Below are 12,797 nucleotides of genomic sequence, written 5' to 3' on the forward strand. Positions count from 1 at the left end.
TCGGGCAGCCGGCGCGGCAGCCCGCCGGGACACCGGGGGCGGTTGCAGGTTCGGCGGCGGTGGCCCCGTGGTGTCATGCTTGCCGACATGGAGGGGCGAGCCGGCGAGCAGGGGCGGGACCGGATGCGGGCGGCGGACGCCGACCGGGAGGCGACGGCGGAACGACTCCGGGTCGCCCTGGAAGAGGGCCGGCTGGACCTGCACGAGTACGACGAGCGGCTGCAACAGACGTACGGGGCGAAAACGTACGCGGAGCTGGATACCGTACTGGTTGACCTGCCGAGGCCGGCGTCCGCGCAGCGCTCCGCGCTGACCCCGCTCGGCCCGCAGCCGCCGCCGGTGTCCGGACCCGGGGCGTCGGTGCCCGGCGGGGAGGTGCCGCCGGGGCCGCCGGTGACCGGGGAAACCGCGGTCGGGAAGTCGGCGCCGACGGGTGCCGCCGCCGGCCGGTGGCCGGTGGCGGTGTGGGGGCCCTGGCTGCGGGTGGCGGCCCTGCTCACCGCGATCTGGGCGATCTCCTCGGTCGGCAGCCGGGAACTGCTGTTCTACTGGCCGGTCTGGGCGCTCGGCCCGTGGGGTGTCCTGCTGCTCTTCCGCACCACCGGTGGCTTCGCCGGTGCCGCTCCCGCGCGGGACCGCCGGCGGGCGGCCCGCGCCACCCGGCGACGCAGGCGCCGGCCCGACCGCTGACGGCCGGGTGTTGCGCGGGGTGGTGCCCGGTTTCGTCCGGGTGGGTGACACCACGGGTGGCCGGTTTGGCGACCGCCAGTGGGCGGGCGTACACTTTCAGATCGGCGCACAGCGTCCACTCCGGCATGCCCGCCACGCGCTTCGGTGGGAGCCCGGAGCCGCGGCTGGCGCGGGTCCCCGATGACCGTCGGATGGCCCGTGTAAGACGTTGTGGGTCGTCCGGAACAACCGACGTCAGGACAGCGGAGTACATGCCGAAAAAAGACGGAGCCATCGAGATCGAGGGTCGGGTCATCGAGCCTCTGCCGAACGCCATGTTCCGGGTGGAACTCGCGAACGGCCACAAGGTGCTGGCTCACATCAGCGGCAAGATGCGGCAGCACTACATCCGCATCCTGCCGGAGGACCGGGTCGTCGTCGAACTCTCGCCGTACGACCTGACCCGCGGGCGCATCGTCTACCGCTACAAGTAAAGCCTGACGGCGGCCGGGAAGTCCCCGTGTCCGTCTTCGACGTCCGGAGTCGCGGTCACCGCGTCACCGGGCCGGATGGGAAGTAAGGCAACCGTGAAGGTCAAGCCGAGCGTCAAGAGGATCTGCAACAAGTGCCGGGTTATCCGCCGGCACGGCCGGGTCATGGTGATCTGCACCGACCCGCGCCACAAGCAGCGCCAGGGCTGATCCGAGCCCGCTCTCCGCATGACGGAGGGCGGTGGACCGGTCCGGGTCGCGCAGATCCGACGACAACACGTCACCAGCTCGTCCCAGCCGCGGAACGTACGCACGCGTACCTTCTCGTGGCCAACCCCCGGTCGGAGGCCGGGGCCCGCTCGGGCAGCGGCCGTCCGGTCGCCGGCGCACGACGCGCCGGAACCGGAACAGGTCGGTAGCGGGGTGGGACGGGTCCACACCTCCGCCACACATCACGAGGAGTACGCCCGCACATGGCACGTCTAGTCGGCGTGGATCTCCCCCGCGAGAAGCGGATGGAGATCGCGCTCACCTACATCTTCGGGGTCGGTCGCACCCGCGCCCAGGAGACGCTCGCCGCTACCGGCATCTCGCCGGACAAGCGCGCTCGGGACCTCACGGACGAGGAGCTCGTTCAGCTCCGCGACCACATCGAGGCGAACTACAAGGTTGAAGGCGACCTGCGCCGCGAGGTTGCCGCCGACATCCGCCGCAAGGTCGAGATCGGCTGCTACGCCGGTATCCGGCACCGCCGGGGCCTGCCCGTGCGCGGTCAGCGGACCCGCACCAACGCGCGGACCCGCAAGGGCCCGAAGCGGACCGTGGCCGGCAAGAAGAAGCCCGGCAAGAAGTAATTTCCACGCCGGCGCCCAGGCCAAGAGCCAGCAGCCGATCGAGAACCCATACAGGAGCGCAGAAGACTTATGCCACCGAAGGCTCGTGCCGGAGCCGCAGTCAAGAAGGTCCGGCGCAAGGAACGCAAGAACGTCGCCCACGGGCAGGCGCACATCAAGAGCACGTTCAACAACACCATCGTGTCCATCACGGACCCGACCGGTGCGGTCATCTCCTGGGCCTCCGCCGGCCAGGTGGGCTTCAAGGGCTCCCGCAAGTCGACCCCGTTCGCCGCGCAGCTGGCCGCCGAGGCCGCCGCGCGCCGGGCGATGGAGCACGGCATGCGCAAGGTCGACGTGTTCGTCAAGGGTCCCGGCTCCGGCCGGGAGACCGCCATCCGTTCGTTGCAGGCCGTCGGGCTGGAGGTCGGCCAGATCGCCGACGTCACCCCGCAGCCGCACAACGGGTGCCGTCCGCCGAAGCGTCGCCGGGTCTGAGAGGTTAGAGAGAGATGGCTCGTTACACCGGTGCTGACTGCCGCCGTTGCCGGCGGGAGAAGATGAAGCTGTTCCTCAAGGGCAGCAAGTGCGATGGCCCGAAGTGCCCGTTCGAGTCCCGGCCGTTCCCGCCCGGGCAGCACGGCCGTGGCCGCACGAAGGAGACGGAGTACCTGCTCCAGCTCCGCGAGAAGCAGAAGGCCCGTCGTGTCTACGGCGTGCTGGAGAAGCAGTTCCGCGGGTACTACGAGGAGGCCGTGGCCAAGCAGGCCAAGACCGGTGAGGTCCTCCTGCAGATCCTCGAGTCGCGGCTCGACAACGTGGTCTACCGGGCCGGGTACGCGCACTCCCGGGACATGGCCCGCCAGCTTGTCAAGCACGGTCACTTCACCGTGAACGGCAAGAAGGTCGACATCCCGTCGTACCGCGTCAAGGAGCACGACATCATCGAGGTCCGGGGCAAGAGCAAGGAGCTCACCCCGTTCATCGTGGCGCAGGCCCAGGCCGGCTCGAAGACCGTTCCGGCGTGGCTGGAGGCGATCCCGAGCCAGATGAAGGTCCTGGTGCACTCGCTCCCGGCCCGCCAGGTGATCGACACCCAGGTCCAGGAGCAGCTGATCGTCGAGCTCTACTCCAAGTAAGGGCTCGTTGCGGTGGCCCGTCCTGCGGGGCGGGCCACCGGAACAGTTTGTGTCGCGGACGTCATATAGCGGGCGTCCCGGAAGAGAAGAGAAGAAATGCTCATCAGCCAGCGACCGTCTCTCTCCGAAGAGTCGATCAACGAGACCCGCTCCCGGTTCACCATCGAGCCGCTGGAGCCCGGCTTCGGCTACACCCTGGGCAACTCGCTGCGGCGTACGCTGCTGTCGTCCATCCCGGGTGCCGCGGTCACCTCGATCAAGATCGACGGTGTGCTGCACGAGTTCACCACGATCCCCGGGGTCAAGGAGGACGTGGTCGAGCTCGTCATGAACATCAAGGAGCTCTGCGTCAGCTCCGAGCACGACGAGCCGGTCAGCATGTACCTGCGCAAGCAGGGGCCGGGCGACGTGACCGCCGGTGACATCCAGCCCCCGGCCGGTGTCTCGGTGCACAACCCCGACCTCAAGCTCGCCACCCTCAACGGCAAGGGCCGGCTCGACATGGAGCTGACCGTCGAGCGGGGTCGCGGCTACGTGACGGCGGCGCAGAACAAGCAGGCCGGTGCCGAGATCGGCCGGATCCCGGTCGACTCGATCTACTCGCCGGTGCTGAAGGTGACGTACCGCGTCGAGGCGACCCGTGTCGAGCAGCGGACCGACTTCGACCGGCTGATCATCGACGTCGAGACCAAGCCGTCGATGGGCCCGCGTACCGCGCTGGCCTCCGCCGGTTCGACGCTGGTGGAGCTGTTCGGGCTGGCCCGGGAGCTGGACGAGACCGCCGAGGGCATCGACATCGGGCCGTCCCCGCAGGACGCCCAGCTGGCGGCCGACCTCGCCCTGCCGATCGAGGAGCTGGACCTCACCGTCCGCTCCTACAACTGCCTCAAGCGCGAGGGCATCAACTCCGTTGGTGAGCTGATCGGGCGTACCGAGGCCGACCTCCTCGACATCCGCAACTTCGGTCAGAAGTCGATCGACGAGGTCAAGATGAAGCTCGCCGGGATGGGTCTGGGGCTGAAGGACTCGGCCCCGAACTTCGACCCGGCACACGTCGTGGACGCCTTCGGCGAGGCCGACTACGACACCGACGACTATCGCGAGACCGAGCAGCTCTAGTCCGCGCTGCCGCCACACCTGAGGAGCACCAAGCATGCCCACGCCCACCAAGGGCCCCCGCCTCGGCGGCAGCCCCGCGCACGAGCGGCTGATGCTGGCCAACCTGGCCACCGCGCTGTTCCAGCACGGCAAGATCCAGACCACCGAGACGAAGGCCCGGCGGCTGCGTCCGCTGGCCGAGCAGCTCATCACCAAGGCCAAGCGGGGCGACCTCGCCTCGCGGCGGCGGGTGCTGGGCGTCGTCAAGGACAAGGACGTGGTCTACTCCCTGTTCGACCAGATCGCGCCCCGGTACGCCAACCGCAACGGTGGCTACACCCGGATCGTGAAGACCGGCCCGCGCAAGGGTGACGCCGCTCCGATGGCGATCATCGAGCTGGTGGAGGAGCTTCAGGTCGCCGAGCCGAAGGCGAACAGGAAGACCGCCGCCCGCAAGGCCGCCCAGCAGGACAAGGTCGAGGCGCTCGCCCCGGCCGAGGAGACCCCGGCGGCCCCGGCCGACCAGGACTCCGAGGCACCGGTCTCGGCGTCCGGTGACACCGCCGCCGCCCGCGAGGACAGCGACGAGGCTACCGAGACCGAGGCCACCGAGAAGAAGGCCTGAGCAACGGCAGCACCGTCGGGCCCGGCACCCCTTCCTGGGGTGCCGGGCCCGACGTCGTGAAGGGAAGGTACGAGGTGGACGAGCGGATCCGGCTGCGGTTGCACGTCGCGTACGACGGCACCGACTTCTCCGGCTGGGCCGCCCAGCCGACCCGGCGCACGGTGGCCGGGGTGCTGGTCTCGACCCTGGACCTGGTGCTCGGGGCGGGCACCGTGACCGGCCTGACGGTGGCCGGGCGCACCGACGCCGGGGTGCACGCCACCGGGCAGGTCTGCCACCTCGACCTGCCCGCCGCCGTCTGGGCGGAGCACCGGGAACGGCTGCTGCGCCGGTTGGCCCGGCTGCTCCCCGGTGACGTGCGGGTGCGGGCGATGACGGAGGTGCCCGCCGACTTCGACGCCCGCTTCTCGGCGACCTTCCGTCGCTACGAGTACCGGGTGACCGACGCCCCGTGGGGTGCCGAGCCGCTGCGGCGACGGGACACCCTCGCCTGGCCCCGGGCGCTGGACCCGGCTGCCCTGAACGTCGCGGCGGCCGGCCTGGTGGGGGAGCACGACTACGCCGCGTTCTGCCGGCGCAAGGAGAACGCCACCACGGTGCGCGAGGTGACCAGGCTGGACTGGCGGCGGGACGCCGACGGGATCCTGGTCGCCACCGTGCAGGCCGACGCGTTCTGCCAGGCGATGGTGCGCAGCCTGGTGGGGGCGATGCTGACCGCCGGGGACGGCCGCCGGCCGGTCGACTGGCCGGCCGGGCTGCTCGTGCGGCGGGACCGCGCAAGCGAGGTGACGGTCGCCCCGGCGCACGGGTTGACCCTGGTGGCCGTCGGCTATCCGGACGACCCGGCCGACTACGCCGACCGCGCCGACCGGACCCGCCGCCTGCGGCTCCCGGTGGAGTCCTAGCCGGTCGGCTGGTGCTGCCGGCTGGCGGCGGCGCTGCGCTGGCGTGCCGACTCGTAGAGCACGACGGTCGCGGCGGCCGCCGCGTTCAGGGAGCTGGCGGCCCCGGACATCGGGATCCGGACGAGTTGGTCGCAGGCTGCACGCCAGCCGACGCTGAGACCTGAGGTCTCGTTGCCGATCAGGATCAGCGTGGGCCGGGTGAAGTCGTATCCGGCGGCATCGACGGGGGCGTGCTCGTCGGCACCCACGATGCCGAGGCGGACACCACCGGCGTGCAGGCCGGCGACCCAGGACAGCACCGCCTGGTGTGCGGGTGCCCGGACCACGGGCAGCGCGAACAACGAGCCGGTGCTCGCCCGTACCGCCTTCGGGTCGTACACGTCGGCGGCGTGGCCGGTGACGATGACGCCGGACGCGCCGAAGGCGTCCGCGGACCGGATGAGCGTCCCGATGTTGCCGGGGCTGGTGGGTCTGTCGAACACGACGGTGAGCATGGTCGGCCCGACCGGGATGCGGCCCAGGTCGTCCTCCGGCAGGGCGACCACGGCCAGCAGTTCCGGCACCGTGTCCGCCTTGCCGCCCAGCTCGTGCATCAGGTCGGGGGCGACGGCGTACCGCTCGGCGCGGACGGTGTCCAGGGCTCTGCGGGCCCAGCCGGACAACTGGACGTCGGCGTCGTAGAGCAGCTCCCGGATCTGCCAGCCGTGTTCGACGGCCATCGCGATCGGGCGTACGCCCTGCACGAGGAACTCGCCGCGCCGCTGCCGCTTGGTCCGGTTGTGCAGCAGCGCCTCCCACTGCTGGAACCGCGCGTTGCGGCCACTGACCCGCCCGCTCACGACTGTTCCCGCCTCCCCGCTACCTCGGGATCGGGGGTCTCCTGCCCGAGTCCCCGGCGGATCGCGATCTCCACGGGCGAGTACGCGCCGTCGGCCCGTTCCAGTTCGTACGGTGCCGCCGGCAGCAGCGGCGGCTGGGCCATGAAGCGGGGCCGCGTCCCGTGGTGCGGCTGCGCCGCGTGCACCAGGAACGGATGGCAGAGGAAGACGTCACCCGGGGACCCGGTGGCCAGCGCGACCGGCCGGTGGTCCGACGCCGCCACCAGTTCGGGCGCGAGGTCGAGCCCGCTCGCCCCGTCCTCCCCGTACCGCTGGAGCACCTTCGGCACGTCGAGGTGCGAGCCGACCCTGATCCGGGTCGGGGCGTCCCCGGCACCGACCTCGCTGAACAGGAACAGCATCAGCAGGGCCCGACCCTGGGAGCGGATGTTCGTGAAGTACCAGCTCGCGCCCTCCGGCAGATAGCTGCCCTCGATGTGCCAGCCCGCGTCGTCCGGCTCGTCCGGGTGCGGGAAACGCAACGGGAAGGTGCCCAGTGAGTAGCGCGGCTCCCAGCGTCCCGCGCCGACGAGCAGGTCGTACGCGTGGTGCAGGTACGGGGAGTTGGGTGCGGCGGCGAACGGCCCCTGCGCCATGCCGGGCACCCAGTGCACGGGCTTCGTCCAGGTGGCCGGGTCGTCCGGGTCGCAGCCGGTCTCCCGCCACAGCAGCCGCGCGCAGTCCGCGGCCACCCGTGGCGCGACGGCTCCCGCCACCTTCACGAAGCCGTCGTGAAGGAACCGGGATACCAGTGTGGTGTCGTCCATGCGCCCATCGTGGGGCGGCACCGGGCCCGGTCGCCCGACACTTTCCGCTCCGCTTCGGTCGGGTGTGCCGCACCGGTGCCGGCCACGATACGAAGGGTCGGGTCGCCCGGTACGACGGCTCAGGTTCCGCCGCAGCGCCGAAGGGAACGAACGCATGGAAACCCGCATCGTCGGCCGTCCCGCATTCCGGCTCGTGGGGCACGCCACCCGGGTTCCCCTGATCCACCGGGGCGTCAACCCGTACATCCAGCGGCACGTCGCGGCGCTGCCGGCGCGGGAGCACCTGCGGCTGAAGGCGCTCGGCGACACCGAGCCGGCCGGCCTGCTCGCGGTCTGCGCCGACCTCGACGCGGACTTCGACGAGGGCAGCGAGCTGACGTACCTGCACGGGGTCGCCGTGTCACGGGGCACGCCGGTCCCGGCCGATCTGGACGTCATCGAGGTCCCGGCGGGCCGTTGGGTGGTCCTGCGGGTGGTGGGGCCGGATCCGCAGGTCCTGCAGGAGACCTGGGCCACCGCCGTGACGGGGTGGTTCCCCTTCAACCCGTGGCGGCTGCGGCCGGGGCCGGAGATCGTCGCGGTGTCCGCGGGGACGGACGACCCCGGCGGTACGGCCCGGGAGCTCTGGCTGCCCGTCGAGCCGGCGTAGCGACCGGTCCGCCGCCGCAGCCGGGTCGCCCGGCATGACGCGGGCCCGGCCGGAGTGGCCGGGCCCGTGTCGACGGTGGTCAGTCGCCCGGCAGTTCGTCGGTGTCCGGGTCGTCGCCGCGCGGGGTGGCGGTGGGTGTCCGGCTCGTCCCGGCGGACGGGGTCGCCGCGGGGCCGGTGGCCTTCGCGGTGGGCTGGTCCACACTGACGCCGGCGGCGCGACGGTCCAGCACCCCCTTGTCCAGGTGCAGCTCGATCAGGTCGTAGATGATCTCGCGGACGGTGCGGTCACCGGCCGGGACGGCACCGGCGTCGTCCCGGGTGACCAGGCAGTAGGCGACGTAGTGGCCGCGTACCTGCCAGGCGACGCGGGCGGCGGCGGTGGCGACCGACTCGGTGTCGTCCCCGGCGGGCATCCCCCGGAACCGGCCGCGCCGGTCGTCGAGCAGCGGTCTGATCCGGTCCCGGACGCGTTGCGCGGTGGCCAGGTCGGTCAGGTTGAGCAGGCCGGCGGTGAGCAGGTGGTCGCCGTCGGGGGAGCGCAGGGTGGCCCGGACGACCTGGCTGCACCCGAGGGTGACCAGCAGGTCGGCGATCTCGCCGGTGGCGGCCACGGCGCAGTTCGAGCCGGACTGGGTCTTGAGCACCTGGTACTCGTGTCTGTCGACGCCGACGACCAGGGTCTTGTCGGGGAAGACCTCCTTGGTGGTCAGCGGCTGCCTGTCGACGTCCCGGGTGTCCAGGGGACCGGCGGCGGTCGGGTCGGTCGGGGCGGTGCTCGCCGACGCCGTGGGTGCGGCCCCGGTCTGCCCCGGATCGTCGGTGGCGGAGCGGTCGATGAGCAGCAGGGCCCCGCCGATGCCGCAGAGGCCGAGCAGCATCAGCACCGCCGCCCCGCCGACGGCGATCTGCCAGAGCCGGCCGCCCCGGGCGTCACCGGAGCGGCGGGACCGGGACCGCTGTGGCGTGGGCGTCGGGGCGGGTACCTGGACGGCGGAGCGGATCGGGACGGGATCGGCCTCCGGCGGTGCCGGCCGGCTGGTCCGGGGCAGGGAGGGTGCCGGGAAGCGGGACGGGGAGGGACCGGCCGGTGCGGTCGGGCCGGGTTGGAACAGCGGCAGGTCCGCCCCGGGCCGCGGGTTCTCCTCAAACGCGTCCTCAGCGGACTCGTACCGATATACCATGTCGCCCAGAGTAGGGTCCATTGCCCCTTTAGGGGATAAAATCAGGAAATACTGCGCGGCGCGTCGGATGCCCCGGGCCGTCCACCCCGGCGTGCCGCCGGGCACACCGACCGCCGACGACGGGACCGCTACGGGCCGGTGGAACAATGCCCCGGTGACCGGCGACCACTACTTCACCCCGGAGCCCAGCGCCCCGGCCCAGCCCCGCGAGGTCGAGTTCCACGTCGCCGGGCGCGACTACACACTCGCCTCCGCAAGCGGGGTCTTCTCCGCCACCCGGCTCGACCCCGGCACCGCCGTCCTGCTGCGCAAGGCCGAGCTGCCGACCGCCGCCACCGGTGGCCACCTGCTCGACATCGGCTCCGGATTCGGTCCGATCAGCTGCGTGCTGGCCGACCTCGCACCGACCGCCACCGTCTGGGCGGTCGACGTCAACGAGCGGGCCCGCGCGCTGACCGCCGCGAACGCCGTCCGCCTCGACGCCGCCGACCGGATCCACGCCGTCGCCCCGGACGAGGTGCCGACCGACGTCACCTTCACCCAGGTCTGGTCCAACCCGCCGATCCACATCGGCAAGCCCGAACTGCACGCCCTGCTGCGCCGCTGGCTGCCCCGGCTCGCCCCGGACGGCGTCGGCTGGCTGGTGGTGGCCCGGCACCTGGGCGGCGACTCGCTGCACCGCTGGCTGCTCGACGAGGGGTTCGCGGTGACCCGGCAGGCCAGCCAGAAGGGCTACCGGGTGCTGCGGGTCACCAGGTAATCCGGTGTCGCCCGCCCCCGCGCCTCGGGCAGGATGCCGGCGTGGGATACGTGGACGTGGCAGCGGTCGGGCACATCCTCCCGGACGGTCGGGAACTCTTCGCCGACGTGTCGTTCCGGGTCGGTGAGGGGGCCAAGGTCGCCCTGGTCGGGCCGAACGGCGCCGGCAAGACGACGCTGCTCCGGATGGTCGCCGGTGACCTGCCGGTGCGTACCGGCGCAATCGCCCGCTCCGGTGGGCTCGGCGTGATGCGGCAGTTCATCGGCATGATCGGCGACGAGTCGACGCTCGCCGACCTGGCCCTGTCGCTGGCCCCACCGGCGTTGCGCGCGGCCGGCCGCCGGCTCGCCGACACCGAACGGGCCATGCGCGACGCCGAGCTGCGCGGCAAGTACAGCACCGTCGCCGGCAAGGCCCAACTGGCGTACGCCGACGCGCTGGCCGCCTGGGGCGAGGCCGGCGGGTACGACGCCGAGGTGCTCTTCGACACCGTCACCACCACCGTGCTCGACCTGCCCTGGGACGCCTCCCGGGACCGGCCGGTGCGCACCCTGTCCGGCGGGCAGCAGAAGCGCTTCGCCCTGGAGCTGCTGCTGCGTGGCCCCGACGAGGTGCTGTTGCTCGACGAGCCGGACAACTTCCTCGACGTACCGGGCAAACGCTGGCTGGAGCAGCGGCTGCGCGAGTCCACCAAGTCGGTGCTGTACGTCTCGCACGACCGGGAACTGCTCGCGCACACCGCCGACCGGGTGGTCGCCGTCGAAGGGGGTAGCGCCTGGGTGCACCCGGGGGGCTTCGCCAGCTGGCACGAGGCCCGCACGGCCCGGCACGCCCGCCTCGACGAGCTGCGCCGCCGCTGGGACGAGGAGCACCAGAAGCTGCGTGAGCTGATGCTGATGTACAAGCAGAAGGCCGCGTACAACGACGGGCTCGCCTCCCGCTACCAGGCGGCACAGACCCGGCTGCGCAAGTTCGAGGAGGCCGGGCCGCCGCCCGTACCACCGAAGGACCAGGACATCCGGATGCGGCTGGCCGGCGGACGGACCGGCAAGCGCGCGGTGATCTGCGAGCAGCTGGAGCTGGACGGCCTGACCTACCCCTTCGACCTGGAGCTGTGGTACGGCGACCGGGTGGCGGTGCTCGGGGCCAACGGCACCGGCAAGTCGCACTTCCTGCGCCTGCTGGCCCGGGGCGGCACCGACCCCGACCCGGCCAACGGCCCGGTGGACGGGGCCGCCGCGCTGGCCCCGGTGGCGCACGGCGGGGTGGTCCGGCTGGGTGCGCGGGTGCGCCCGGGGCACTTCTCGCAGACCCACGACCGGCCGGAGCTGATGGCGAAGACCCTGGTCGAGGTGCTGTGGCGCGGTGACGAGCACCGGGACGGGATGGACCGGCACGCGGCGATGGCGGCGCTGAGCCGCTACGAGCTGGCCGCCCAGGGTGACCAACGCTTCGGCACCCTCTCCGGCGGCCAGCAGGCCCGGTTCCTGGTGCTGCTGCTGGAGCTGTCCGGGGCGACCCTGCTGCTGCTGGACGAGCCGACCGACAACCTCGACCTGGCCTCGGCGGAGGCGTTGGAGGCGGGAATGGCGGCGTTCGCCGGTACGGTCGTGGCGGTCACCCACGACCGCTGGTTCACCCGGTCGTTCGACAGGTTCGTGCTGTTCCGGGGCGACGGTGACGTGGTGGAGACCCCGGAGCCGGTCTGGGACGTGGGCTGAGCCGCCTACGCGGAACGTGAGGCGACGACCACGACCGGTCACCGGGCGTGGTCGTCGCCGGTCGGGGCCGGTCCGGCCGGCATAGGGTGGATCTCGTGACTGAGATGACCTACCGCAGGCTGGGCGACTCCGGGCTCGTGGTGTCCGTGGTCGGCGTCGGCTGCAACAACTTCGGCCGCAAGCTCGACATCGACGGCACCCGGGCGGTGGTCGACGCCGCGCTCGACGCCGGGATCACCTTCTTCGACACCGCCGACATCTACGGCGAGCCGCCGGGCGGCTCGGAGGAACTGCTCGGGCAGGCCCTCAAGGGCCGGCGGGACGACGTGGTGCTGGCCACCAAGTTCGGCATGTCGATGGGCGGTCGCAACGGCCGCGACTTCGGGGTTCGCGGCTCCCGGCGGTACGTGGTGCGGGCCGTCGAGGCGTCGCTGCGCCGGCTCGACACCGACCACATCGACCTCTACCAACTGCACGAACCCGACCCGGACACTCCGGTCGACGAGACGCTCGCCGCGCTGGACGACCTGGTCCGCGCCGGCAAGGTGCGCTACCTGGGCAACTCCAACTTCTCCGGCTGGCAGATCGCCGACGCGGACTGGACGGCGAAGACCCGGGGGCTGACCCGGTTCGTCAGCGCGCAGAACCACTACAACCTGCTCCACCGGGACGCCGAGGTCGAGATCATTCCGGCCTGCGAGCGGTTCGGCCTGGGCCTGCTGCCATTCTTCCCGCTGGCCAACGGGCTGCTCACCGGCAAGTACCGGCGGGACACCGCCCCACCCGCCGGCAGCCGCCTCGCCGGTGGCGGCCGGTACGCCGAGCGGCTCGCCGCCGCCCGCTGGGACACCATCGAGGCGCTGGAGACGTTCGCTGCGCAGCGGGGTCTCACGCTGCTCCAGGTGGCCATCGGTGGGCTGGCCGCCCGACCGGCGGTGGCCTCGGTCATCGCCGGCGCCACCACCGCCGAGCAGGTCCGGGCGAACGCCGCCGCCGGCACCTGGCAGCCCACCGACGACGACCTCGACGCCCTGGACGCCCTGCTCTGAGCCGACGGTCGGGCGGGGAGGCGGGTCCGG

General features: G+C 72.3%; 16 protein-coding genes. 13 read left to right on the forward strand and 3 right to left on the reverse strand.

From position 1 onward, the window contains the following. The first annotated feature begins 87 nt into the window (after nucleotides 1-87). From JQN84_RS07810 to truA, 9 genes are all read left to right on the forward strand, one after another. Nucleotides 88-690: a DUF1707 SHOCT-like domain-containing protein gene (locus JQN84_RS07810; RefSeq protein WP_239484968.1), complete on the forward strand. Its 603-nt coding sequence runs from the start codon at nucleotides 88-90 to the stop codon at nucleotides 688-690. A gap of 251 nt (nucleotides 691-941) precedes the next feature. Further along, entirely contained in the window at nucleotides 942-1,163 is a 222-nt protein-coding gene (infA, locus tag JQN84_RS07815) for a translation initiation factor IF-1 (protein ID WP_007073013.1), read from the forward strand. A gap of 93 nt (nucleotides 1,164-1,256) precedes the next feature. Then, nucleotides 1,257-1,370: a 50S ribosomal protein L36 gene (rpmJ, locus tag JQN84_RS07820; protein WP_012184307.1), complete on the forward strand. Its 114-nt coding sequence runs from the start codon at nucleotides 1,257-1,259 to the stop codon at nucleotides 1,368-1,370. A 263-nt stretch (nucleotides 1,371-1,633) separates the two neighbouring features. Next, nucleotides 1,634-2,014 carry a 30S ribosomal protein S13 gene (gene rpsM / locus JQN84_RS07825; protein ID WP_088646990.1) on the forward strand — a complete coding sequence of 127 codons (381 nt, stop codon included), beginning with the start codon at nucleotides 1,634-1,636 and terminating at the stop codon, nucleotides 2,012-2,014. 69 nt (nucleotides 2,015-2,083) lie between these two features. Then, the gene (gene rpsK / locus JQN84_RS07830) at nucleotides 2,084-2,491 is read left to right on the forward strand and encodes a 30S ribosomal protein S11 (protein WP_030329919.1); all 408 of its coding nucleotides are present in this window, start codon (nucleotides 2,084-2,086) and stop codon (nucleotides 2,489-2,491) included. Nucleotides 2,492-2,505: 14 nt separating this feature from the next. After that, nucleotides 2,506-3,132, forward strand: coding sequence for a 30S ribosomal protein S4 (rpsD, locus tag JQN84_RS07835; RefSeq protein WP_067301470.1), 627 nt, complete (start codon nucleotides 2,506-2,508; stop codon nucleotides 3,130-3,132). A gap of 96 nt (nucleotides 3,133-3,228) precedes the next feature. Further along, the gene (locus JQN84_RS07840; protein WP_007073009.1) at nucleotides 3,229-4,251 is read left to right on the forward strand and encodes a DNA-directed RNA polymerase subunit alpha; all 1,023 of its coding nucleotides are present in this window, start codon (nucleotides 3,229-3,231) and stop codon (nucleotides 4,249-4,251) included. A 34-nt stretch (nucleotides 4,252-4,285) separates the two neighbouring features. Further along, nucleotides 4,286-4,855, forward strand: coding sequence for a 50S ribosomal protein L17 (gene rplQ, locus JQN84_RS07845; protein WP_204957699.1), 570 nt, complete (start codon nucleotides 4,286-4,288; stop codon nucleotides 4,853-4,855). Between the two features lie 74 nt (nucleotides 4,856-4,929). Continuing rightward, a complete protein-coding gene (gene truA / locus JQN84_RS07850; RefSeq protein WP_204957700.1) occupies nucleotides 4,930-5,760 on the forward strand; it encodes a tRNA pseudouridine(38-40) synthase TruA in 831 nt (276 codons plus the stop codon). Here the strand turns inward: truA and JQN84_RS07855 are convergent. Both JQN84_RS07855 and JQN84_RS07860 read right to left on the reverse strand, forming a co-directional pair. After that, nucleotides 5,757-6,599, reverse strand: a complete 843-nt coding sequence (locus tag JQN84_RS07855; protein WP_204957701.1) for a TrmH family RNA methyltransferase — start codon at nucleotides 6,597-6,599, stop codon at nucleotides 5,757-5,759. The genes truA and JQN84_RS07855 overlap by 4 nt on opposite strands. After that, on the reverse strand, nucleotides 6,596-7,405 hold the full coding sequence (locus JQN84_RS07860) for a phytanoyl-CoA dioxygenase family protein (protein ID WP_204957702.1): 810 nt from the start codon (nucleotides 7,403-7,405) through the stop codon (nucleotides 6,596-6,598). The genes JQN84_RS07855 and JQN84_RS07860 overlap by 4 nt, the downstream gene beginning before the upstream one ends. 154 nt (nucleotides 7,406-7,559) lie before the next feature. Here JQN84_RS07860 and JQN84_RS07865 point away from each other — a divergent pair, with 154 nt between their 5' ends. After that, nucleotides 7,560-8,054: a GyrI-like domain-containing protein gene (locus JQN84_RS07865; protein WP_239484969.1), complete on the forward strand. Its 495-nt coding sequence runs from the start codon at nucleotides 7,560-7,562 to the stop codon at nucleotides 8,052-8,054. 79 nt (nucleotides 8,055-8,133) lie between these two features. Here JQN84_RS07865 and JQN84_RS07870 read toward each other — a convergent pair whose 3' ends face one another. Next, nucleotides 8,134-9,237, reverse strand: coding sequence for a hypothetical protein (locus JQN84_RS07870; protein WP_204957704.1), 1,104 nt, complete (start codon nucleotides 9,235-9,237; stop codon nucleotides 8,134-8,136). A gap of 154 nt (nucleotides 9,238-9,391) precedes the next feature. On the opposite strand from JQN84_RS07870, the gene JQN84_RS07875 reads away from it, so the two are divergent. From JQN84_RS07875 to JQN84_RS07885, 3 genes are all read left to right on the forward strand, one after another. Then, nucleotides 9,392-9,997, forward strand: a complete 606-nt coding sequence (locus JQN84_RS07875; protein ID WP_204957705.1) for a class I SAM-dependent methyltransferase — start codon at nucleotides 9,392-9,394, stop codon at nucleotides 9,995-9,997. A gap of 41 nt (nucleotides 9,998-10,038) precedes the next feature. Next, entirely contained in the window at nucleotides 10,039-11,718 is a 1,680-nt protein-coding gene (locus JQN84_RS07880) for an ABC-F family ATP-binding cassette domain-containing protein (protein WP_204957706.1), read from the forward strand. An 86-nt stretch (nucleotides 11,719-11,804) separates the two neighbouring features. Beyond that, entirely contained in the window at nucleotides 11,805-12,767 is a 963-nt protein-coding gene (locus JQN84_RS07885; protein ID WP_204957707.1) for an aldo/keto reductase, read from the forward strand. Nucleotides 12,768-12,797: the final 30 nt, after the last annotated feature.

The sequence above is a fragment of the Micromonospora humidisoli genome, assembly GCF_016900955.1.
Taxonomy (GTDB): domain Bacteria; phylum Actinomycetota; class Actinomycetes; order Mycobacteriales; family Micromonosporaceae; genus Micromonospora; species Micromonospora wenchangensis.